This window comes from Acinetobacter lwoffii (assembly GCF_024129435.1).
Lineage (GTDB): Bacteria > Pseudomonadota > Gammaproteobacteria > Pseudomonadales > Moraxellaceae > Acinetobacter > Acinetobacter lwoffii_F.
Map to the genome: position 1 here is coordinate 151,547 of NZ_JAMXXN010000003.1, position 21,699 is coordinate 173,245.

Sequence of the window (21,699 nt, forward strand, 5' to 3'; positions counted from 1 at the left end):
GGGTTAATTAACACTCTAAGTTAATTAGGCCGCTTTTTTAGAGGTTTATGCACATGGCTATTGGTTTAGTCGGTCGCAAGTGCGGTATGACACGTATCTTTACAGATGCTGGTGTTTCTGTGCCTGTTACAGTGATTGAGGTTGATCCTAACCGCATCACTCAAATCAAAACGCTTGAAACTGATGGTTATCAAGCGATTCAAATCACTACTGGTGAACGTCGCGAATCTCGCGTAACTAACGCTCAGAAAGGCCACTTCGCGAAAGCGGGTGTTGCAGCTGGTCGTCTAGTTCAAGAATTCCGTGCTACAGAAGCTGATCTTGAAGGTCGTGAAGTTGGTGGTACGCTTACCGTTGAATTGTTCCAAGTTGGTCAAGTTGTTGACGTAACTGGTCAATCTAAAGGTAAAGGTTTCCAAGGTGGTGTTAAGCGTTGGAACTTCCGTACGCAAGATGCAACTCACGGTAACTCAGTTTCTCACCGTGTTTTAGGTTCTACTGGTCAAAACCAGACTCCTGGTCGCGTATTCAAAGGCAAAAAAATGGCTGGCCATTTAGGTGCTGAACGCGTAACTACACAGGGTCTTGAGATCGTTGCTATCGACACAGAACGTTCAGTTCTAGTTGTTAAAGGCGCGGTTCCTGGTGCTACTGGTGGCGACGTAATCGTTCGTCCTACGATCAAGGCCTGAGGGGAAATAACGTGAATTTAAATACTGTTTCCGGCTCTGCTGTTGAATTATCAGAAGTTGCGTTCGGTCGTGAATTTAATGAAGCTCTTGTTCACCAAGTGGTTACAGCTTATTTAGCTGGTGGCCGTCAAGGTTCAAAAGCTCAGAAATCACGTGCAGACGTTTCTGGCGGTGGTCGCAAGCCATTCCGTCAAAAAGGTACTGGCCGCGCTCGTGCTGGTTCTATTCGTAGCCCAATCTGGGTTGGCGGTGGTAAAACTTTTGCTGCTCGTCCACAAGACTGGTCTCAAAAAGTAAACCGTAAAATGTACCGCGGTGCTATGCAATGCATCCTAGCTGAACTTGTTCGTCAAGATCGCCTAGTTTTAGTTGAAGAGTTTGCTGTTGCAGCTCCAAAAACTAAAGAATTGCTTGCAAAACTTAACGACTTGAATGCGACTCGCGCATTGATCGTTACTGATGCTGTTGATGAGAACTTGTATCTTGCTGCGCGCAACATTCCACACGTTGATGTGGTTGATGCTGCTGCAATCGATCCGGTTAGCTTGATTGCGTTCGACAAAGTTGTTATGTCTGTAGCTGCTGCTAAGAAAATTGAGGTAGAACTCGGATGAACAACGAACGTATCTATCAAGTCCTGCAAGGACCTGTATTCTCAGAAAAAGCACAAGTTTTAGGTGAAACTGCTGGTGTTCAAGTGTTTAAAGTTGCATTAAATGCAAACAAGCTTGAAATCAAAAAAGCAGTGGAACAACTCTTTGGTGTGGAAGTTGTTAAAGTTAACACGACTATCACTAAAGGTAAGTCTAAACGCTTTGGTAAAACATTAGGACGTCGTTCTGATGTTAAAAAAGCATACGTCACCCTGAAAGCTGGCCAAGATGTTGAAATGGCTGACTTGGGCGATACCGCTGAAAGCACAGCGGAATAAGGACGAGAATTATGCCTATTCAAAAATGTAAGCCAACGTCTCCAGGACGTCGCTTTGTAGAGAAAGTGGTTCACGATCACCTTCACAAAGGCGCACCATACTCTCCGTTGGTTGAAGCTAAAAAACGTACTGGCGGCCGTAATAACAACGGTCACATCACGACTCGTCACGTTGGTGGCGGTCACAAGCAGCACTACCGTCTAGTTGACTTTAAACGTAACAAAGATGGTATTCCTGCAACTGTAGAGCGTATCGAATACGATCCTAACCGTACTGCACACATTGCACTTGTATTGTATGCTGACGGTGAGCGTCGTTATATCATCGCTCCTAAAGGCCTTCGCGCTGGCGATAAAGTACAGTCTGGTAACGATGCTCCAATTCGTCCAGGTAACTGCTTGCCGCTTCGCAACATGCCTATCGGTTCTACTCTTCACAACATCGAACTTAAAATCGGTAAAGGCGCGCAGTTAGCTCGTTCAGCTGGTACTTCAGTTCAGCTGTTGGGTCGTGACGGTTCTTACGCTATCGTTCGTCTGCGTTCAGGCGAGATGCGTAAAATTCACGTTGAATGCCGTGCTGTGTTAGGTGAAGTATCTAATTCAGAAAGCAACCTTCGTTCACTAGGTAAAGCTGGTGCATCACGCTGGCGTGGTGTTCGTCCTACCGTTCGTGGTATGGCGATGAACCCAGTTGACCATCCACACGGTGGTGGTGAAGGGCGTAACAAAGGTATTCAACCTGTAAGCCCATGGGGTCAAAAAGCTAAAGGGTACAAGACACGTACCAATAAGCGTACGACTAAGATGATTATTCGCGACCGTCGCGTTAAGTAACAAGTAAAGGAATCTGACAATGCCTCGTTCTCTGAAAAAAGGCCCATTCGTCGATGCGCACTTGTTCGCTAAGGTTGAAGCGGCTATCGCGGCTAATAACCGTAAGCCGATCAAAACTTGGTCGCGTCGTTCGATGATCCTCCCGGATTTTGTTGGTTTAACAATTTCTGTACACAATGGCCGTAACCACGTTCCTGTGATCGTTTCTGAGCACATGGTTGGTCACAAGCTTGGTGAATTTGCACCAACTCGTACCTATCGCGGTCACGGTGTTGACAAGAAATCTAAACGTTAATGGGTGCTATGATGGAAGTAACTGCTAAATTACGCGGTGCCGCTATCTCGGCACAAAAAGCTCGTTTGGTTGCAGATCTTATCCGCGGCAAATCTGTTGCGCACGCTCTTAACATCCTTAACTTCAGCAACAAAAAAGCTGCAGTTCTAGTTAAGAAAGCGTTGGAATCTGCGATTGCAAACGCTGAACACAATAACAGTTTAGATGTAGACGACCTTAAAGTTTCTACGATCTACGTTGATGAAGGCATGAGCCTGAAACGTATTATGCCACGTGCTAAAGGCCGTGCAGATCGTATTACTAAGCGTACTTGTCACATCACCGTTAAGGTAGGGGTTTGATATGGGTCAGAAGGTTCATCCAATCGGTATCCGCCTAGGTGTTGTGAAACGTCATAACGCTAACTGGTATGCGAATCCGAAACAATACGCTGAATACTTGCTTAAAGATCTTCAAGTTCGTGAGTTTTTGATCAAAAAACTTAAAAACGCGATGATCAGCAACATTCTTATCGAACGCCCTACAGGCGCTGCTAAAGTAACTATTAGCACTGCTCGTCCAGGTATCGTAATCGGTAAAAAAGGCGAAGATATTGAGAAACTACAACGCGAATTGACATCTATCATGGGTGTTCCTGCGCAAGTAAGTATCAATGAAATTGATCGTCCAGACTTAGACGCGCGTCTAGTTGCTGAAGCTATCGCTTCTCAATTAGAAAAACGTGTAATGTTCCGTCGTGCTATGAAGCGTGCGGTACAAAACACAATGCGTGCTGGTGCTAAAGGTATCAAAGTAGAAGTTTCAGGCCGTTTAGGTGGTGCTGAGATTGCTCGTACTGAGTGGTATCGTGAAGGTCGTGTACCTCTACATACGCTTCGTGCAGATATCGACTATGCGACTATGCGTGCTGAGACTACTTACGGTACGATCGGTGTTAAAGTTTGGATCTTCCGTGGTGAGATCTTGGGCGGCATGAAACAAGTCATGAACCCAGCTCCAGCAGAAGAGCGTCCAGCTAAACGCGGTCGTGGTCGTGGTGAAGGTCAAGAGCGTCGTGGTCGTCGCAATGATCGTTCTGCTGAAAAAGGAGAATAATCCATGTTGCAACCTAAGCGTACTAAATTCCGTAAAGTGCAGAAAGGCCGTAACACTGGTCTAGCACACCGCGGTAGCACAGTATCTTTCGGTACTATTGCACTTAAATCAGTTGAACGTGGTCAAATGACTGCGCGTCAAATTGAAGCAGCGCGTCGTACAATTAGCCGTCGTATTAAGCGTGGTGGTAAGATCTTTATCCGTGTATTCCCGGACAAACCGATTACTTCTAAGCCTCTTGAAGTGCGTATGGGTAAAGGTAAAGGTTCTGTGGAATATTGGGTTTGCCAAATCAAACCAGGTAAAGTCTTGTACGAAATTGATGGTGTTAACGAAGAATTGGCTCGCGAAGCGTTTACGCTTGCAGCAGCTAAACTTCCGTTTAAAACCGCTATCGTGACTCGGACGGTAATGTAATGAAAACTAAAGATCTACGTGAAAAGTCGGTAGAAGAGTTGACAGCTTTGCTTGATGAGCAACAGCTTAACCAATTCCGTCTTCGTATGGCGAAAGCAACTGGTCAATTGGGTAAATCGCATGAAGTTGCACTTACTCGTCAGACTATTGCTCGTATTAAGACCCTCCTTACCGAAAAACAGGGGAACGGACAATGAGTGATAAAACAGTCCGCACGTTAACTGGCAAAGTTGTAAGCGACAAGATGGATAAATCTATCGTTGTTCTTATTGAACGCCAAGTTCAACACCCGTTGTATGGCAAATTAATCCGCCGTTCAACAAAATTACATGCTCATGATGAGAACAACACAGCGAAAGCTGGTGATGTTGTAACCATTAAAGAAAGCCGCCCAATTTCTAAAACTAAGTCTTGGACTCTAGTTGAAGTTGTTGAAGCAGCTGCTGAGTAATTAACGTTCTTGTTGCATCATCGGTCAATTTCGAGTACTCTTTGAGCCTTTCGAAATTTCGACCGGTGTTGCTCGGTTTTGGAGTAGGGCAATGATTCAGACCGAAACTATGCTCGACGTAGCAGACAACAGTGGTGCACGCCGCGTACAATGTATTAAAGTACTTGGTGGCTCGCATCGTCGTTATGCTTCTGTTGGCGACATTATTAAAGTTACTGTAAAAGAAGCAATTCCACGCGCACGTGTTAAAAAAGGTGACGTGATGAATGCGGTTGTGGTTCGTACAAAATTCGGTATCCGTCGTGCAGACGGTTCAGTGATTCGTTTCGACGATAACGCTGCTGTTATTTTGAACAACAACAAAGCGCCGATTGCAACTCGTATTTTCGGACCAGTGACTCGTGAACTTCGTACTGAACAGTTCATGAAAATTATTTCATTGGCTCCTGAAGTTCTATAAGAGGCGATCATGGCTAAGATTAAAAAAGGCGATCAAGTAATTGTGATCGCAGGTAAAGAAAAAGGCAAACAGGGTACTGTTCTGTCTGTTTCTAATGACCGTGTTAAGGTTGAAGGCCTTAACTTGGTGAAGAAGCATCAGAAGCCGAACCGTGCTACAGGCGCTGAAGGTAGCGTTGTAACTCAGGAAGCTTCGCTTCATATTTCAAACGTGGCAGTTTTTAATGCTACAACCCAAAAGGCTGACCGTGTTGGTTACCAAGTGATTGATGGCGTGAAAACTCGCGTATTCAAATCAAATGGTGAATCAGTGGCGGTAGCGAAGTAATAGGTTGATATAGGCCATGGCCAGACTTAAAACACGTTACAACGACGAACTTAAAGCTCAATTACAAGAAGTATTGGGTGTTAAGAATGTGATGGAGATTCCTCGCATCACTAAAATCACGATCAACATGGGTGTTGGCGCAGCTGCTGCTGACAAAAAACTCCTTGATGGTGCTCTTTCAGATATGCAAGCTATCGCTGGTCAAAAACCAGTACTTACGTTAGCTCGTAAATCAATCGCTGGTTTTAAAATCCGTGATGGTTGGCCGATCGGTTGTAAAGTTACTTTACGCGGCGAACGTATGTACGAATTCTTGGACCGTTTGATCTCGATTGCGATCCCTCGTATCCGTGACTTCCGTGGTTTCTCTGCGAAATCATTCGACGGTCGTGGTAACTACTCAATGGGTCTTAAGGAGCAAATCATGTTCCCTGAAATCGATTTTGACAAGATTGATCGTATTCGTGGTATGGATATTACCATTACTACGACTGCTCGCACCGATGACGAAGGCCGTGCGCTTATGCGTGCATTCGGCTTCCCGTTCAAATAAGAGGTCGATATGGCTAAGAAAGGTATGATTAATCGCGAATTGAAACGCGAAGCTACTGTTGCTAAATACGCTGCAAAACGTGCTGAATTAAAAGCTGTTATTGCAAACGTAAATGCATCAGACGAAGAACGTTTCGAAGCGATGATGAAATTACAAGCATTACCACGTAATGCATCTCCAGTACGTCTACGTAACCGTTGTGGTTTAACTGGTCGTCCTCATGGTTACTTCCGTAAGTTCGGTTTAAGCCGTAACAAATTACGTGAAACAGTAATGCAAGGTGATGTACCTGGCGTTGTTAAGGCAAGCTGGTAAGGAGCACTATAGATGAGTATGCAAGATACCGTTGCCGACATGCTAACACGTGTTCGTAACGCACAAATGGCAAAGAAACAAACTGTTTCTATGCCTAATTCTAAGTTGAAGGTAGCAATTGCTAACTTACTTCAACAAGAAGGTTATATTTCAAACGTAGAAGTTGCGGATGCTGAAGGCAAACCAACTCTTACTTTGACTTTAAAGTATTTCGAAGGCAAACCAGTTATCGAAACTGTGAAGCGCGTAAGCCGTCCAGGTCTACGTCAGTATCGCGGTAAAGATGCACTTCCTAGCGTTAAGCAAGGTTTAGGTATTGCAATTGTTTCTACAAGCAAAGGCATCATGACTGATCGCGCTGCACGTGCTGCAGGCGTTGGTGGTGAAGTTATTGCTTTTGTTTCTTAATAGGTGATTCCTCATGTCTCGTGTGGCTAAAGCCCCAGTAACTGTACCTAACGGTGTAACAGTTACTCAGAACGGCCGGCAGGTCGAAGTGAAAGGCACTAAAGGTACATTGTCTTTCAACCTGCATGCGCTGGTCGAGCTTAAACAGGAAGACGGTATTCTAGCTATTGCTCCAGTACAAGAGTCGAAAGACGCTTGGATGCAAGCTGGTACTGCTCGCGCTGTGCTTAACAACCTTGTAAAAGGTGTTAGCGAAGGTTTCGAACGTAAGTTACAGCTTATCGGTGTTGGTTATAAAGCTGCGGTTAAAGGTGACGTTGTTCATCTTAACCTTGGTTTCTCTCATCCGATCGATTATGCACTTCCTGCAGGTGTAACTGCTGAAACTCCAACTGCAACTGAAATCATTCTTAAATCTGCTGATAAAGCAGCTTTAGGACAGGTTGCTGCAGATATCCGTGGTTACCGTCCACCAGAGCCATATAAAGGCAAAGGTGTTCGTTATTCTGACGAAGTTGTACTTCGTAAAGAAGCTAAGAAGAAATAAGGCGCGAGGTTCTTATGAACGAAAAGAAACAATCCCGTTTGCGTCGTGCGAAAAGCACACGCTTGCACATCCGTGCATTGGGTGCGACTCGTTTGTGTGTAAACCGCACTCCGCGTCACATCTATGCTCAAGTTATCTCTGCAGATGGTGGCAAAGTATTAGCGCAAGCTTCTACTTTAGACACTACTCTACGTGCGGGTACAACTGGTAACGTTGAAGCAGCTCAAAAAGTAGGTGCTTTAATCGCAGAACGCGCTAAAGCAGCTGGTGTTACTAAAGTTGCATTTGACCGTTCTGGTTTTAAATATCATGGTCGTATCAAAGCCTTGGCTGATGCTGCTCGTGAAAACGGCTTGGAGTTCTAATCATGGCTAAAGTTGAACAAAACGAAGGTCTTGTTGAAAAGCTGGTTGCCGTTGATCGTGTAGCCAAAGTTGTTAAGGGTGGTCGTATCTTCTCTTTCACAGCATTAACTGTTGTGGGTGATGGTAATGGTCGCGTAGGTTTTGGTCGTGGTAAAGCACGTGAAGTTCCAGCTGCTATCTCTAAAGCACTTGAAGCTGCTCGTCGCAATATGATTACTGTTGACCTTGTTGATGGTACGTTACAGCACCCAATTCATGCACGTCACGGCGCTAGCCGCGTATTCATGCAGCCTGCCTCTGAAGGTACAGGTGTAATTGCTGGTGGCGCTATGCGTGCAGTTCTAGAAGCTGTAGGCGTACGTAACGTGTTGACTAAATGCCGTGGTTCTACTAACGCTGCTAACGTAGTAAACGCAACTTTCAATGGTTTGCGTGATATGACTACTCCTGAAAAGGTTGCTGCGAAACGTGGTCTTTCAGTAGAACAAATTCAAGGGTAATCAATCATGAAAACGATTAAAGTTACCCAGACTAAATCTGCATCGCACCGCTTGAAAAATCACAAGCTTAGCCTGCAAGGTTTAGGTCTGCGTCGTATTGGTCATACTGTAGAAGTGTTAGACACACCTTCTAACCGTGGTATGATCAACCAAGTCTACTATATGGTTAGTGTAGAGGAATAAGCCATGACTCTGCGTTTAAATACAATTGCACCTGCAGAAGGTGCTAAACGTGATAACCTTCGTTTAGGCCGTGGTATCGGTTCTGGCGTTGGTAAGACCGGTGGCCGTGGTGTCAAAGGTCAAAACTCACGTAAGAGCGGTGGTACTCGTCCAGGTTTCGAAGGCGGTCAAACAGCACTTTACCGTCGTTTGCCTAAATTCGGCTTCACTAGCCAATTGGCTTTGAAAACTGCTGAAGTACGTTTATCTGAGCTTGCTAAAGTTGAAGGCGACATCGTGTCTCTTGAAACTTTAAAAGCTGCGAACGTTGTACGTAAAGACATGATCCGTGCTCGTATCGTACTTTCTGGTGAAATTACTCGTGCATTCACTGTTCAAGGTGTTGCATTGACTAAAGGCGCTAAAGCTGCTGTTGAAGCTGCTGGCGGCAAAGTCGAGGAGTAATCCCCAGTGTCTATGACTCCTAGTTCTTCAGGTCATGTCAACATGATGAAAGGCCAACCATTTCATGTGAAATACCGTGAAATTATTCGTCGAATGATGTTTCTCATTGGTGCGTTGTTGGTGTTTCGACTAGGAGCGCATATTCCAGTACCAGGCATCAATAATGCTGCGTTAGAAAACTTGTTTAATGCAAACCAAGGTACCATCCTTGGTTTGTTTAACATGTTTTCTGGTGGTGCATTAGAACGAATGTCTATTCTTGCTCTCGGGATCATGCCATACATCTCTGCGTCGATTATCGTGCAGTTGATGTCAACTGTGGTTCCTTCGCTGGAAGCTTTAAAGAAAGAAGGCGAGCAAGGCAAACGTAAAATTAATCAATACACACGACAAGGTACATTATTCTTAGCGCTGGTACAGGCGATAGGTATGTGTGCAGGCCTGATCAGTCAGGGGATTACCCTGAATACTGGTTTGGCTTTTTATGTTCCTGCAGTAACCTCACTGGTTGCGGGGACCATGTTCTTGATGTGGTTGGGTGAACAGATTACCGAGCGTGGGGTGGGAAATGGTATTTCCATGATCATCTTCGCGGGTATTGTTGCCGGATTGCCTAATCTGATTATGCAATCTTTCTCCTCTGTAGATAATGGCCAGACCAGCCTGATTGGCTTGGTAATTTTTGGTTTGTTATCTCTGGGTGTTTTGGCAGCGATCGTGTTTATTGAGAAAGCGCAGCGTCGTATTCCGGTAAACTACGCTCAAAAACAACAAGGTCGTCGTGTATTTACTGCACAGCAGACACATTTGCCATTAAAAATTAATATGGCGGGTGTGATTCCGGCAATTTTTGCCAGCTCATTACTTTTGTTCCCTGCGAGCTTAGGTCAGTGGGTGGGTAGTGCAGATCCAAATGCTGGATTTATTAAGCGTAGCCTGCAAGATGTAGCATTGGTATTGTCGCCTGGTCAGCCGTTGTATTTGGTGCTCTTTGGTGCGTTAATTATCTTTTTCTGTTACTTCTATACAGCACTGGTATTTAGTCCTAAAGAAGTGTCAGAGAACTTGAAACGCAGCGGAGCTTACGTGCCTGGTATACGTCCAGGTGAGCAAACTGCTCGTTACTTAGATCATATTCTCAATCGTTTGACATTTATTGGCGCGATTTACATCGCAGTCATTTGTTTGATGCCGATGGTATTGCAAAGTTCATTTGGTATTCCATTCTATTTGGGTGGTACCTCTTTGCTGATTGTTGTGGTGGTAGTGATGGACTTTATGGCTCAGCTGCAATCACACCTCACTTCGCACCAATACGATAATCAAACGTTAATGAGAAAAACGACTGCTCATCCTAAGGGATAAGCGCACTTGAGGTTTCATCATGAAAGTACAAGCTTCTGTTAAGAAAATTTGTGGTAGCTGTAAAGTTATCCGTCGTAATGGGGTTATCCGCGTAATTTGTAGCGCAGAACCTCGTCATAAGCAGCGTCAAGGTTAATCTGATTAAGACCTGTTGATTTCTGTAGGCGAATTAGGTTATTATCCGCCCCTCAAGATTTTTGTGGGGCGGTTGATTATCTACTGCCTTTTTGGAGAAAATTGAATGGCTCGTATTGCCGGTGTAAACATTCCGGATAACAAGCACGCTGTTATCTCTCTAACGTATATCTTTGGTATTGGTCGCCATACTTCAAAAGCTATCTTAGCTGCTGCTGGTATTGCTCCAACTACTAAGATCCGTGAATTAGATGACGCTCAGCTTGATGCGATTCGTGCAGAAGTTGCTAAGGTTCCGACCGAAGGTGATTTACGTCGCGAAATTTCCATGAACATTAAACGTTTAATGGATTTAGGCTGCTACCGCGGTCTTCGTCATCGTCGCAGCTTGCCTGTCCGCGGTCAACGCACCAAAACTAACGCTCGTACCCGTAAAGGTCCGCGCAAACCTATTAAGAAATAAGATTTCTGGAAGCTAAAAGATGGCTAAAGATACTCGCGCACGCAAGAAGGTCACTCGTACCGTCTCTGAAGGTGTCGCACACATTCACGCTTCTTTTAATAACACCATTGTGACTATTACCGATCGTCAAGGTAATGCACTGGCTTGGGCCACTTCAGGTGGACAAGGCTTCCGTGGATCACGTAAATCAACTCCGTTCGCTGCTCAGGTAGCTGCTGAAGTTGCTGGTAAAGCTGCTTTAGACTACGGTTTGAAAAACTTGGACGTCCTTGTAAAAGGTCCTGGTCCTGGTCGTGAATCTGCGGTTCGTGCTTTAGGTGCAGTGGGTTATAAAATTAACAGCATTACCGATGTGACGCCAATCCCGCACAACGGTTGCCGTCCACCTAAAAAACGTCGCGTGTAAGGAGAAACATTCATGGCTCGTTATATTGGTCCAAAATGCAAACTCTCTCGTCGCGAAGGGACAGACCTGCAACTTAAATCAGGCGTTAAACCGTTTGATGTTAAGACAAAAAAACATGCGAAAGTTCCTGGCCAACACGGCGGGGCTCGTGGTGGTAAACAATCTGAGTACTCACTACAATTACGTGAAAAACAAAAAGTACGTCGCATGTACGGTGTTTTAGAGCGTCAATTTAGTAACTACTATAAAGAAGCTGCTCGTGTTAAAGGCGCAACTGGTGAAAACCTGTTGAAGCTACTTGAAAGCCGTCTTGATAACGTTGTTTATCGTATGGGTTTCGGTTCTACTCGTGCAGAAGCTCGTCAGTTAGTATCTCACCGTAGCATCACTTTGAATGGCCGTCGTGTTAACATTGCGTCTATCCAAGTTAAAGCGGGTGATGTGATCGCAGTTCACGAAGGCGCTAAGCAACAATTACGTATCAAAAACGCAATTGAATTAGCTACTCAACGTGGCATGCCTTCTTGGATGGAAATTGACCATTCTAAATTAGAAGGTACGTTCAAAGCTGCACCGGATCGTTCTGATTTACCTGCTGAAATCAACGAAAGCTTGATTGTAGAATTGTATTCTAAATAATCCTTGAGGAAGCAATATGACGCGTACTGCAAATGAGTTTCTAACTCCGCAAGCGATCAAGGTCGAAGCGGCAAGCGGGACCTCGGCAAAAGTTATTCTAGAACCATTAGAGCGTGGCTTTGGTCATACTCTTGGTAATGCTTTACGTCGCATCCTTCTTTCTTCTCTACCTGGCGCAGCTGTGGTAGAAGTTGAGATTGAAGGGGTCGAGCACGAGTACAGTACTTTGGAAGGCTTGCAGCAGGACATCGTCGAGCTCTTGCTGAACCTAAAAGGATTGTCGATTAAGCTGTTCGATCAAAATGAAGCTTATTTAACATTAGAGAAACAAGGTGCAGGCGACGTAACTGCGGCTGACCTTCGTTTACCTCATAATGTTGAAGTGGTTAACCCTGAACATTTGATCGGTACTTTAAGTGCCTCAGGCTCATTGAAAATGCGTCTGAAAGTGGCTCAAGGTCGTGGCTACGAGACTTCTGATTCACGCTTCCCTGAAGGCGAAACTCGCCCAGTGGGTCGCTTGCAGTTAGATGCGTCTTACAGCCCAATCAAACGTGTTTCATACACCGTGGAAAACGCGCGTGTAGAACAACGTACTGACCTTGATAAACTGATCATTGATCTTGAAACTAACGGTACTGTAGATCCTGAAGAAGCGATCCGCAAAGCTGCAACTATTTTGCAGCAACAAATTGCGATCTTCGTTGACCTTCAGAAAGATCAAGCACCTGTTGCTCAAGAGCCTCGTGAAGAAGTTGACCCAATCTTGCTTCGCCCAGTAGATGATCTAGAGCTAACTGTTCGTTCTGCTAACTGTTTGAAAGCAGAAAACATTTACTACATTGGTGATCTTGTACAGCGTACCGAAGTTGAGTTGCTTAAAACTCCTAACTTGGGTAAAAAATCGCTTACTGAGATCAAAGATGTTCTGGCTTCTAAAGGCTTACAACTCGGCATGCGTTTAGAGAACTGGCCACCGGCTAGTCTCCGTATGGACGATCGTTTCGCCTATCGTAGCCGTTAATTAAGTAGGACTATCACCATGCGTCATCGTAATAGTGGTGTGAAATTAGGCCGTACAAGCAGTCATCGTAAAGCGATGTTCCAAAACATGGCTAACTCTTTGTTCGAGCACGAGTTGATCAAAACAACTGTGCCTAAAGCAAAAGAGTTACGTCGTGTAGCTGAGCCTTTAATCACTTTAGCTAAAAACGATACAGTAGCAAACCGTCGTTTGGCGTTTGCTCGTACTCGTTCAGCAGCAACTGTTGGTAAATTATTTACCATTCTTGGCCCTCGTTACAAAGAGCGTAACGGCGGTTATCTACGTGTTCTTAAAGCGGGCTTCCGTGCAGGTGATGCTGCACCGATGGCTTACGTTGAGCTAGTAGATCGCGAAGTTAACTAATTTCGTGAAGAATAACGTAAGTTGTTCGAAAAGGTCGGTTGAATAAACCGGCCTTTTTTAATGCCTGTATATTTTAATTTAAAGTGATTGAGTTCAACATAACTGATCTGGCCTGAAAAGATAAAAAAATAGTGGCTTTTTAATGAACTTGACATTGTGTATTGTCAGTTTTGTGATTTAATAAAAACAGATAGCATCGCTTAGGTAAAAGAACAACATGGAAAAGCAGGTAGATATTTTAATTGTGGGTGCAGGGATCTCGGGGATTGGTCTAGCAGCACATCTTTCTAAACATTGTCCGCAACGCTCTTTTGAGATTATTGAACGCCGCGAAAGTATTGGTGGAACTTGGGATCTGTTTAAATATCCGGGAATCCGTTCTGATTCGGATATGTCGACTTTTGGTTTTAATTTCAAACCCTGGAAGAAAGAAAGCGTGCTTGCCGATGGCGCATCCATCAAAAATTATCTGGCTGAAGTGGTAGAAGAGTTTAAACTTCAGCCAAAAATCCATTTCCAGCATCGGGTTCTGAGTGCTAATTATGATTCTGCCACCTGCAAATGGTCAGTAGAGATTGTGGACGCACAGGGTAAGACGCAGATCTCGATCGCCAACTTTATACTGGGTTGTACCGGTTATTATAATTATGATCAGGGTTTTCAGCCGGAGTTTCCAAATCAAACTGCATTCAAAGGTGAGTTTATTCATCCGCAACATTGGCCGGAAAATTTAAACTATAAAGGCAAAAAGGTGGTCATTATTGGTAGTGGTGCGACCGCGATTACCTTGGTTCCTGCGATGGTCAAAGGTGGAGCAGGTCATGTGACCATGTTGCAGCGTTCACCGACTTATATTGCCTCTGTGCCTTCGGTCGATTTTATTTATTCAAAAATGCGTAAATATCTGCCTGAGGAGGTCGCCTACAAGCTGACACGTGCGCGTAATATCGGCATGCAGCGCGGGATTTATGCTTTGGCACAGAAACAGCCAAAATTATTAAAATCACTTTTGCTTAAATCGGTGCAATTCCAGCTGAAAGGTAAAGTGGACATGAAGCACTTTACCCCGAATTATGAACCTTGGGATCAGCGTCTCTGTGTGGTGCCGGATGGGGATCTGTTTGAAATTTTACGTGAAGGGCAGGCATCGGTTGCAACGGATCAGATAGAAACCTTGACCGAAACTGGAATTCAGCTGAAATCAGGTCAACATCTGGATGCTGATATTATTGTTTCTGCAACGGGTCTGAATATTCAAATCTTCGGCGGGATTCAGGCGACGATGGATGGTCAGCCTATCGATACCTCACAGCATATGCTGTATAGAGGCATCATGGTCAGTGATATACCGAATATGGCGCTGATTATTGGCTATATCAATGCCTCCTGGACGCTTAAAGTCGACATTGCAGCTGAGTATATTTGCCGTCTGCTGAACTATATGGATCAGCAAGGTTATGCGCAGGTGATTGCTCAGGGAGATCAGAGTGAATTGCTTCAGGATACCGTCATGGGTAGTCTTAGTTCGGGTTATATTGCCCGAGCTGCAGACGTGATGCCAAAGCAGGGTAAACATGCTCCATGGAAAGTCAGCAATAATTATCTGGCAGACCGCAAGGAACTCAAGCAGGCTTCGTTTGAAGATGGGGTGCTGAAATTTAGAAAAAACAGCAATGCTTTAAAGCATAAACCGCGTTTGGTCTCTTAAATTTATATTTTTGCATACAGAAAAAGGAGTCCTGAGAGACTCCTTTTTTATGCATCCATTTTAAATTGAACGGGCGATGAGTTCTTTCATAATTTCATTGGTACCCGCATAAATCCGGTTGGCACGGTTGTCGATATAAGCCCGGGCAATTGGATATTCCAGCATATAACCATAACCACCATGCAGTTGCAGACATTCATCTACGACTTTGCTGTACATTTCTGAAATCTTGTATTTGGCCGCAGCAGCGGCATCTACGCCTAATTCGTGCTTGAGTTGCAGCTGCATACAGCGATCCAGATAAGCGCGGCACACATCGATCTCGGTACGTAGTTCTGCCAGTTTAAAGCGGGTATTTTGAAAATGGCTGATGCTCTTGCCAAAAGCCTGACGTTCCTTGGTATATTTTACTGTGTGGGCAAAAGCGGCTTCAGCACCTGCCTGACAGATAATCGCTACAATCAGGCGTTCCCAAGCTAGTTCTTTCATTAGCATCATGAAACCCATGCCTTCCGGACCGAGCAGGTTTTCTTTCGGAACCCGAACATTGTCAAAGAACAGTTCACAGGTATCTTGACCTTTCATGCCAATTTTATTCAGCGGCTTGCCTTTACTAAATCCAGCTTGGTCGGCTTCGACTATAATCAATGACAGATTGGCCGAACCTTTGTCATTATTGCCCGTTTTACATACCACAATCGTCATATCGCAAAGATAGCCATTGGTAATAAAAATCTTGGAACCATTAATCACATAGTCGTCGCCATCCAATACAGCAGATGTCCGCACTGCTTGCAGGTCAGAGCCAGTTCCCGGTTCGGTCATGGCGATTGCGGTGACGACCTCTCCAGACGCCATTTTCGGCAGCCATTGCTGTTTTTGAGCTTCACTGCCAAAGTTCAGCAGATAATTGGCGACGATATCCGAATGTAGCGAAAACCCAGTCGCTGAATCTCCGGCATAGGCCTGTTCCTCAATCAAAATCATGCTATACAACCGGTCTACGCCAGATCCGCCATATTCCTCAGGCATGGTAGCGCAGAGCAATCCAAGCTCACCGGCTTTATTCCATAGCTCTCGATCTACATGCTGCTGGCTTTCATAACGCTCGGTATGTGGAATGACTTCTTTCTCATAAAATTTACGTACCGTCTCGCGAAAAGCCTCATGTTCGGCAGTAAAGAGTTGGCGCGGCAGCATCGGAGCGAGTGGGCGAATGGCTGCAGATTGCATCTTGTTATTCCTTATTTTGATCTGTTTGGTTTAACTTAGGCCATGCCAAGATCAGCAGCAATGAGCGGAATGTTCAAATGACTTAAATCTGCTGATGCTTTTGGTCATTTCTATGAAATCCCTCGAAATTCAGCCAGCGCTTCAGGTAAACTATTCGGGTTTATAACGAGTGGGGGAAATTCGATGACTGATGACATTAGCTTAGAAGAGCGCAAAGTGATTTATCGTGCGCGTCGTGGTCTAAAAGAACTGGATGTATATTTTGATCCCTACGTAAAAAACCATTACCTGAATGCCGAGCCTTTCGAAAAACAGATGTTTGCAGAGCTGGTTGAGCAGGAAGACCCGGATTTGCTGGACTGGTTTATGGAAGTGTCTGAGCCGCCGCGTCCTGAACTAAAAGATTTTATCAAGAAGCTTAAATTTTACGTTCATGGATAATCGTTGCTTCAAGCTGAAACGCAGTCTGTGTGCATTGGCGTTTCAGTTTTTTATTTTTGCACTGCTGATGTATCTATTGTATCAGTTATTACCGATTGCACTTTGGGCAGTGTGTGCTGTCATAGGCTTGGTGATTTATCAGCTGTTTTACCGCAAGACGCCACAGATTGAGCAGTTTGAATATCTGGATGGACGTGAATGGTCATTGACCGCCAAAGCACGACCGACCCGTCGGGTATGTATTAGTCACGTAATTGATCATCAGGCGTATATTGTGGTGTATTTCCAGCATGCCAAGGCGCGACCTTTATTGATCTGGTGTGATCAATTGCCCTTCAAACAATGGAAATCCTTAAAATTATTGACTAAATTAATTTAGTTGTAAAACAAACGCATTTTAATGATTTAATTAAAATGCTCATAAAACAAATATTTAGACCAAATTCCTATTTTTATTGTCAGACAGAAATCAAGGTTAATCCATGACTTAGAGGAGTTGTCTGACAATTTATTCCCTATGTTTTATTTTTAGCCTGTACATTTAACTCACCAACAGCAACTACGGGAGACCTTAATGGAATTTCCAGTATGGATGTTTCTGATCGTAGCGATTGTTTTAACGCTGGTGATCGGACGACTCGGGACAGTGTTGAAGGATAAATTTTCATCTTAATCAAGCAGGGTTTATTATTTTTCTGCTTGTACAGTTAATAAGTAGCATGTGCTGAACCGTCGCAATGCTACTTTTTTTTGCCCAAAATTTGGTATTCTTCTAAATACAGTCAATTGCAGCGCGGCTATTTAATGGCAAAGTGTCTCGTCTAAATTAGAGTAAATACTCTTTTATTCACAAAATGCTTCTGATATCTTTAGCAGAAAGATGGACATAATCACAATTATAGAGGACAGGAAAATGTCAGACGTCCGTAAAATATGCCAAGGTATGGCGACCATTGCAATAACAACAACAGTTTTGACGGGGTGTTCTCAGGTCATTAAAACCGGTGCCAATGTTGCACTGGGTTTCACCGAAAACCATATTGTACCGCCGATTTTAGCGATGGATGATGCTGAAATGGTGTGTAATTCAGGGAATTCTTTAACGCCGGCCATTATGGCGACCAAAGAAATGGGGGCGGATCCAACGCGGGTGGCCGTGCTGATGTATTCGGCTGCCGGTATTTGTGCTGAACAAAAAGCACTTGAAGCCGAGTTACGCTATTTACGTGCTTCAAAAACCAATCAGGTGGCAGAAGCCCAAGATGCCCGAATTGAGCAGAAGCGCTGGGCGGCGCTGGCGGCACAGCGTCAATATACCGGTTATCAACTGTTCCAGAGTCGTTATGAAAAGAAATACCAAAAAGCCCTGGGTGAAGAATGCCCACGCATGAACAGTGATATCGAGCAAACGGTTTATCTGTTGGGTATGCTCAGTGGCTTGCAGGCCATGACTAATGATATTAACTCGGGTGGTGCAGTGCATGTACCGAAAGATATTGCTGCCGTGGTCGAGCGTGGCATGGTGTGTCTGGATAACGCGAAATTCTGGGGTGCTCCCAATGCGACCCGTGCGGTGATCTGGACCTTATTGCCAGGTGCAGGGGAAGGCAAGCCTGACCCTTACCAAACATTAAAACAATCTACACAAATTGGCGAGCAAAAAGGTGTACGTTTATCTCATGCCTTGTACGCTGTCGCAGCTCAGGCCAGTGGTGATGATGCCAAAGTTCGGGATGCCTTGAAAACCTTTGCTCAGGCACGTACCGAGGAAAAACCGGTGAATCCGCAATTCAAGCTGATCGATAGTATGGCTGCAATTATGGTCAGTGGTATATCGGATCGCTACTGGACAGAAAATACCGGTATACGCAGTGGCGATGATGGCATGCAACGTTTCTGGGATGAATCCGACAGTTCTTCCGAGCTCGATGATCTGTTCAGTGCGGATCTGTAATGCAGATACTATGCATGAAGCTTCAGGCATGAAGTCAAATTAGATGGTCAGGGAGGGCAACAGGCCGATGCTAGATCAACATTTTCGACGAAAAATTATTTTTCTAGCGGCTTTTGTCTCTCTCTCTGCATGTCTGCAAATTTTTCAGGATCATTTTATCTACTGGCAAGAGAGTCTGCTGGGTGAATTCTGGCGACTCTGGACAGCGCACTGGGTACATGTGAGCTGGATTCATTACTTTCTAAACATTCTCGCCTTTATCTGTTTACCTTTCATTTTTCCACGCGCTACCGTCTGGCATTTCTGTGCCATTTTGCTGATCTTGCCACCGTTGATCAGTTTAAGCTTTTATTTTTTCTTACCCAATATTGAAGCCTATGCTGGCCTGTCGGGCGTGCTGCATGGTGCCTATGTCGCCGTAGCCTGTGTACATTTGCTGTATAAGCGGGAACGCGGCTTTGCGGCGCTGGTATTATTTTTGATTTTTGTCAAACTGGTCTGGGAAAACACCATTGGCAATGTCGGAACGGCGCAGCTGATCGGCAGTCCGGTTTTGGTTGAGGCACATTTACTTGGGGTGATTTGGGGTGTGATTCTGGCGCTGATCTATATTGTGAGTAATTATTTTCGGGATAATTAAAGTGCAGGGATAAATAATTTACTTGGCAGAAAATACAAAAAGAAAATATAAATTGTCATTTTTATTGTGCCAATTTTCATGCAAAGTCAAAACATAGAATAAAGATCCTGACCTTTGAAAAGGAATTTTCGAGGCAAAAGGGAAGATCAGCGTCCTAGACCAAGCATCAGGCCGCTAAAATAAAAATAGGAATACACATGCAAAATGATGATCAAAACAGATCAGGATTAGGTCTGTTGCGTTATATATGGACAGAGTGGATCTCGACCTTCGTCGTGTTGGTTTTACTTTTGCTCACTTTAATTATTGGCACCGGGGAAATGATTCATGGCCAGTTGCTGCGTATGGGCGAGCGTATTTACGGCGATCCAGCAACCGGAATGCAATATTCATTTTTAAGGGCTGAACCGACGCGTCCACAATGTGAACGCAATATCAATGTCGATCAGCGTGTTCAGCAGCAGATGAAAGCCGATGCAGCCGATGAATACGCCGATTTCTTCGGAGTGCGTTCGGAAGCGGATGTCCGTACTGCGGTATTACAGGCACAACAGGTTTGTGAAGAATCCTACCTGTTCTATGATAAAGCCATTCAACATGTACAAGCTCATCCAAGTATTCGGGCTTATCGGACCTTTGAAACCTCTTTCTTTGGAATCTTCAAGTTTGGTACGGAAAACCGGGCTTTGCTTCTGGTGATTATGGTGGTTTTTGCTGCGATCAGTGCCACCCTAAAAACCCATCATATTGGCTTACGTAGTCCGAGCACGCGTATCGACTTTAAAGTTTATTCGGTCGCCATGCTGGTCGCTAATGCTTTCCTGGCATTTTCATCCTATAGCCAATATCAGTCCGTATTGAACTCGGGCGTGCCGATGGGGGAAATGAAGTACATCTACTGGCTGTGGATGATTCTGTTCAGCACACTCACCTTGATTAGCCTGTATCAGGTGATCAAACAGCCAAAACCAACGCGTGAGGGCGGCAGTTTTGGTCTGGCCTTTTTGAGTGTACCGCTATATGCCTATATGGCCATTACCACCGGAATAAATTTCACCTTCTTTATGGACTATCCAATGGGACAGGGGATTTACCTCGGTCAATTGGTGGAGTTTTCTAGTATCTTCCTGAATCTGGCCTTGTTTATCTGGGCCGGTATGTTGCTGAAACAGACCCGTGTCGTGGACATGTTCCTGAATATTCTGCGTCCATGGAATCTGGCCCCTGAAACCCTGACCTGGTTAATCTTGCTGGCAGCTGCATTACCGACCGCCTATACCGGGGCTTCAGGAATTTTCGTAATTGCCGCAGGTGCGATTATTTACAAGGAAGTCTGGAATGCGGGTGGACGCCGTCAGTTTGCACTGGCCGCCACTGCAATGTCCGGTTCACTGGGCGTAGTCTTACGTCCTTGCTTGCTGATTGTCGTGGTGGCATCACTGAATAAAGAAGTCACCACCGACTTGCTCTATCACTACGGGATTTATGTCTTCCTGCTTAGTTCGACTTTATTCCTGGTAATTTCCCTGTTCTTTGCAGAAAACAAATTCCGCATTGCCGCACCAACTATAGCTGCTCCTCAATCCGGTCGTGCCTTTATTGCGATTATTCCATATATCGTGATTTTCATTCTGATCTGGTTATTCTATAAATATGCCTTGTCGACTGACCTGAATGAATTTACCGCACCGGTGATGATGCCAGTCATTCTGCTGATGATTGTCTTGTTCGACAAGTTGCGTCATGAACCTGCGCCGTTGCCGGCAGTGGGGCATTGGGATGAAACTTTGACCGCAACTTTAAACTCAAGATCGACACCTGAACTGGCGACAGCCGGTGCCGTGACCAATGCAGAATATCGTGAAGCTGAACATAGCGAACAACCAGGCAAAGAACTGGTGGTTGATCATGCTGTGCAGCGTTCAAAAGCGACTGAAATTTTACGTAAGGTCGGTTTCTGGAAGTCCATGCATATTTCGACCAGTGAGACCGTGGGGCATATTGGTGCCTTGGTCATCCTGATGGCACTGTCGGTGAGTGTGGGTGGCTTGCTGGAACGTATAGAAATTATGGAAGCCTTCCCGACCGATATCAGCAGTACCATTCTGGTGATTTCCCTGATTGTCGGCTTGATGATTTTTGTCGGGATGATCATGGATCCATTTGGCGCGGTCATTCTGATTTCCGCGACCGTTGCTCCAGTGGCCTATCAATATGGCATTCATCCGGTACATTTCTGGATGATTACCCTGATTGGTTTTGAGCTGGGTTATGTGACGCCACCGGTTGCGCTGAATCATCTGCTGGCCAGACAGTCGATTGGCGATGCTGAGGTGGCTGAAGCTGATGCGGAAGTTCGCCATCTGTCTTTCTACTACCGTTATGAACGCTGGATTTTGCCGATGATAGTATTGCTGCCTGCGATGCTGATCATTGCCTATGTGCCTTATATGTTTAAGCTGTTCGGCTGGTATCAATAAAAGAAAAG

Annotated in this window: 33 protein-coding genes and 1 pseudogene; 33 read left to right on the top strand and 1 reads right to left on the bottom strand. The window is 44.9% G+C overall.

What is annotated here, in order from left to right; all coding sequences use genetic code 11:
• The first annotated feature begins 53 nt into the window (after nt 1-53).
• The 28 genes and pseudogenes from rplC (at nt 54) to NI455_RS03325 (ending at nt 14,943) form a co-directional block, all read left to right on the top strand.
• Nucleotides 54-692 (top strand): 50S ribosomal protein L3, encoded by a 639-nt coding sequence (rplC, locus tag NI455_RS03190; RefSeq protein ID WP_004645054.1) that lies wholly within the window; start codon nt 54-56, stop codon nt 690-692.
• An 11-nt stretch (nt 693-703) separates the two neighbouring features.
• Nucleotides 704-1,306, top strand: a complete 603-nt coding sequence (rplD, locus tag NI455_RS03195; protein ID WP_004281511.1) for a 50S ribosomal protein L4 — start codon at nt 704-706, stop codon at nt 1,304-1,306.
• On the top strand, nt 1,303-1,623 hold the full coding sequence (rplW, locus tag NI455_RS03200; RefSeq protein ID WP_004281510.1) for a 50S ribosomal protein L23: 321 nt from the start codon (nt 1,303-1,305) through the stop codon (nt 1,621-1,623). Before rplD ends, rplW begins: the two co-directional genes overlap by 4 nt.
• Before the next feature lie 11 nt (nt 1,624-1,634).
• Complete coding sequence (rplB, locus tag NI455_RS03205) at nt 1,635-2,459, top strand: 50S ribosomal protein L2 (protein ID WP_004281509.1); 825 nt, start codon at nt 1,635-1,637, stop codon at nt 2,457-2,459.
• A gap of 19 nt (nt 2,460-2,478) precedes the next feature.
• A complete protein-coding gene (rpsS, locus tag NI455_RS03210) occupies nt 2,479-2,754 on the top strand; it encodes a 30S ribosomal protein S19 (RefSeq protein WP_004281508.1) in 276 nt (91 codons plus the stop codon).
• Between the two features lie 11 nt (nt 2,755-2,765).
• A complete protein-coding gene (gene rplV / locus NI455_RS03215; RefSeq protein WP_001982638.1) occupies nt 2,766-3,095 on the top strand; it encodes a 50S ribosomal protein L22 in 330 nt (109 codons plus the stop codon).
• 1 nt (nt 3,096) lies between these two features.
• A pseudogene (rpsC, locus tag NI455_RS03220) lies at nt 3,097-3,913 on the top strand (30S ribosomal protein S3).
• Nucleotides 3,853-4,266, top strand: coding sequence for a 50S ribosomal protein L16 (gene rplP, locus NI455_RS03225; protein ID WP_004281506.1), 414 nt, complete (start codon nt 3,853-3,855; stop codon nt 4,264-4,266). Before rpsC ends, rplP begins: the two are co-directional and overlap by 61 nt.
• Nucleotides 4,266-4,463 carry a 50S ribosomal protein L29 gene (rpmC, locus tag NI455_RS03230; RefSeq protein WP_004281505.1) on the top strand — a complete coding sequence of 66 codons (198 nt, stop codon included), beginning with the start codon at nt 4,266-4,268 and terminating at the stop codon, nt 4,461-4,463. Before rplP ends, rpmC begins: the two co-directional genes overlap by 1 nt.
• Entirely contained in the window at nt 4,460-4,717 is a 258-nt protein-coding gene (rpsQ, locus tag NI455_RS03235) for a 30S ribosomal protein S17 (protein WP_004281504.1), read from the top strand. Before rpmC ends, rpsQ begins: the two co-directional genes overlap by 4 nt.
• Nucleotides 4,718-4,808: 91 nt before the next feature.
• Nucleotides 4,809-5,177: a 50S ribosomal protein L14 gene (gene rplN / locus NI455_RS03240; RefSeq protein ID WP_004281503.1), complete on the top strand. Its 369-nt coding sequence runs from the start codon at nt 4,809-4,811 to the stop codon at nt 5,175-5,177.
• 9 nt (nt 5,178-5,186) lie between these two features.
• A complete protein-coding gene (gene rplX / locus NI455_RS03245) occupies nt 5,187-5,504 on the top strand; it encodes a 50S ribosomal protein L24 (protein ID WP_004281502.1) in 318 nt (105 codons plus the stop codon).
• A gap of 16 nt (nt 5,505-5,520) precedes the next feature.
• Entirely contained in the window at nt 5,521-6,057 is a 537-nt protein-coding gene (rplE, locus tag NI455_RS03250; protein ID WP_004645057.1) for a 50S ribosomal protein L5, read from the top strand.
• 9 nt (nt 6,058-6,066) lie between these two features.
• Nucleotides 6,067-6,372, top strand: a complete 306-nt coding sequence (rpsN, locus tag NI455_RS03255; RefSeq protein ID WP_004732275.1) for a 30S ribosomal protein S14 — start codon at nt 6,067-6,069, stop codon at nt 6,370-6,372.
• A gap of 12 nt (nt 6,373-6,384) precedes the next feature.
• Nucleotides 6,385-6,780 carry a 30S ribosomal protein S8 gene (gene rpsH, locus NI455_RS03260; RefSeq protein ID WP_004281499.1) on the top strand — a complete coding sequence of 132 codons (396 nt, stop codon included), beginning with the start codon at nt 6,385-6,387 and terminating at the stop codon, nt 6,778-6,780.
• A 13-nt stretch (nt 6,781-6,793) separates the two neighbouring features.
• Nucleotides 6,794-7,327, top strand: coding sequence for a 50S ribosomal protein L6 (gene rplF / locus NI455_RS03265; protein WP_004645059.1), 534 nt, complete (start codon nt 6,794-6,796; stop codon nt 7,325-7,327).
• A 14-nt stretch (nt 7,328-7,341) separates the two neighbouring features.
• Nucleotides 7,342-7,692 carry a 50S ribosomal protein L18 gene (gene rplR / locus NI455_RS03270; RefSeq protein ID WP_005101200.1) on the top strand — a complete coding sequence of 117 codons (351 nt, stop codon included), beginning with the start codon at nt 7,342-7,344 and terminating at the stop codon, nt 7,690-7,692.
• Between the two features lie 2 nt (nt 7,693-7,694).
• On the top strand, nt 7,695-8,192 hold the full coding sequence (rpsE, locus tag NI455_RS03275) for a 30S ribosomal protein S5 (protein ID WP_004281496.1): 498 nt from the start codon (nt 7,695-7,697) through the stop codon (nt 8,190-8,192).
• A gap of 6 nt (nt 8,193-8,198) precedes the next feature.
• Complete coding sequence (rpmD, locus tag NI455_RS03280; RefSeq protein WP_004281495.1) at nt 8,199-8,375, top strand: 50S ribosomal protein L30; 177 nt, start codon at nt 8,199-8,201, stop codon at nt 8,373-8,375.
• A 3-nt stretch (nt 8,376-8,378) separates the two neighbouring features.
• Nucleotides 8,379-8,819: a 50S ribosomal protein L15 gene (gene rplO, locus NI455_RS03285; RefSeq protein ID WP_004281494.1), complete on the top strand. Its 441-nt coding sequence runs from the start codon at nt 8,379-8,381 to the stop codon at nt 8,817-8,819.
• Nucleotides 8,820-8,864: 45 nt separating this feature from the next.
• A complete protein-coding gene (gene secY, locus NI455_RS03290) occupies nt 8,865-10,184 on the top strand; it encodes a preprotein translocase subunit SecY (RefSeq protein WP_171054339.1) in 1,320 nt (439 codons plus the stop codon).
• Between the two features lie 19 nt (nt 10,185-10,203).
• On the top strand, nt 10,204-10,320 hold the full coding sequence (rpmJ, locus tag NI455_RS03295; RefSeq protein WP_000867907.1) for a 50S ribosomal protein L36: 117 nt from the start codon (nt 10,204-10,206) through the stop codon (nt 10,318-10,320).
• A 105-nt stretch (nt 10,321-10,425) separates the two neighbouring features.
• On the top strand, nt 10,426-10,782 hold the full coding sequence (rpsM, locus tag NI455_RS03300; protein ID WP_004281492.1) for a 30S ribosomal protein S13: 357 nt from the start codon (nt 10,426-10,428) through the stop codon (nt 10,780-10,782).
• A gap of 19 nt (nt 10,783-10,801) precedes the next feature.
• Nucleotides 10,802-11,188 (top strand): 30S ribosomal protein S11, encoded by a 387-nt coding sequence (rpsK, locus tag NI455_RS03305; RefSeq protein ID WP_004281491.1) that lies wholly within the window; start codon nt 10,802-10,804, stop codon nt 11,186-11,188.
• Nucleotides 11,189-11,200: 12 nt separating this feature from the next.
• Nucleotides 11,201-11,827, top strand: coding sequence for a 30S ribosomal protein S4 (gene rpsD, locus NI455_RS03310; protein ID WP_004281490.1), 627 nt, complete (start codon nt 11,201-11,203; stop codon nt 11,825-11,827).
• Nucleotides 11,828-11,843: 16 nt separating this feature from the next.
• A complete protein-coding gene (locus tag NI455_RS03315; protein ID WP_004281489.1) occupies nt 11,844-12,851 on the top strand; it encodes a DNA-directed RNA polymerase subunit alpha in 1,008 nt (335 codons plus the stop codon).
• Between the two features lie 18 nt (nt 12,852-12,869).
• Nucleotides 12,870-13,235, top strand: coding sequence for a 50S ribosomal protein L17 (rplQ, locus tag NI455_RS03320; protein ID WP_116761942.1), 366 nt, complete (start codon nt 12,870-12,872; stop codon nt 13,233-13,235).
• A 217-nt stretch (nt 13,236-13,452) separates the two neighbouring features.
• The gene (locus NI455_RS03325) at nt 13,453-14,943 is read left to right on the top strand and encodes a flavin-containing monooxygenase (protein ID WP_253112386.1); all 1,491 of its coding nucleotides are present in this window, start codon (nt 13,453-13,455) and stop codon (nt 14,941-14,943) included.
• A 60-nt stretch (nt 14,944-15,003) separates the two neighbouring features.
• On the opposite strand, the gene NI455_RS03330 is transcribed toward NI455_RS03325, so the two are convergent.
• Nucleotides 15,004-16,176, bottom strand: a complete 1,173-nt coding sequence (locus tag NI455_RS03330; protein ID WP_253112388.1) for an acyl-CoA dehydrogenase family protein — start codon at nt 16,174-16,176, stop codon at nt 15,004-15,006.
• Between the two features lie 183 nt (nt 16,177-16,359).
• Here NI455_RS03330 and NI455_RS03335 point away from each other — a divergent pair, with 183 nt between their 5' ends.
• From NI455_RS03335 to NI455_RS03355, 5 genes are all read left to right on the top strand, one after another.
• Nucleotides 16,360-16,617, top strand: coding sequence for an FAD assembly factor SdhE (locus NI455_RS03335; protein WP_004281484.1), 258 nt, complete (start codon nt 16,360-16,362; stop codon nt 16,615-16,617).
• Complete coding sequence (locus tag NI455_RS03340; protein WP_253112391.1) at nt 16,610-16,996, top strand: hypothetical protein; 387 nt, start codon at nt 16,610-16,612, stop codon at nt 16,994-16,996. Before NI455_RS03335 ends, NI455_RS03340 begins: the two co-directional genes overlap by 8 nt.
• Before the next feature lie 534 nt (nt 16,997-17,530).
• Complete coding sequence (locus NI455_RS03345) at nt 17,531-18,571, top strand: hypothetical protein (RefSeq protein WP_004281480.1); 1,041 nt, start codon at nt 17,531-17,533, stop codon at nt 18,569-18,571.
• A gap of 67 nt (nt 18,572-18,638) precedes the next feature.
• Nucleotides 18,639-19,211: a rhombosortase gene (gene rrtA, locus NI455_RS03350; RefSeq protein ID WP_253112394.1), complete on the top strand. Its 573-nt coding sequence runs from the start codon at nt 18,639-18,641 to the stop codon at nt 19,209-19,211.
• 197 nt (nt 19,212-19,408) lie between these two features.
• Nucleotides 19,409-21,691 carry a TRAP transporter large permease subunit gene (locus NI455_RS03355; protein WP_253112396.1) on the top strand — a complete coding sequence of 761 codons (2,283 nt, stop codon included), beginning with the start codon at nt 19,409-19,411 and terminating at the stop codon, nt 21,689-21,691.
• The last annotated feature ends 8 nt before the right edge of the window (nt 21,692-21,699 follow it).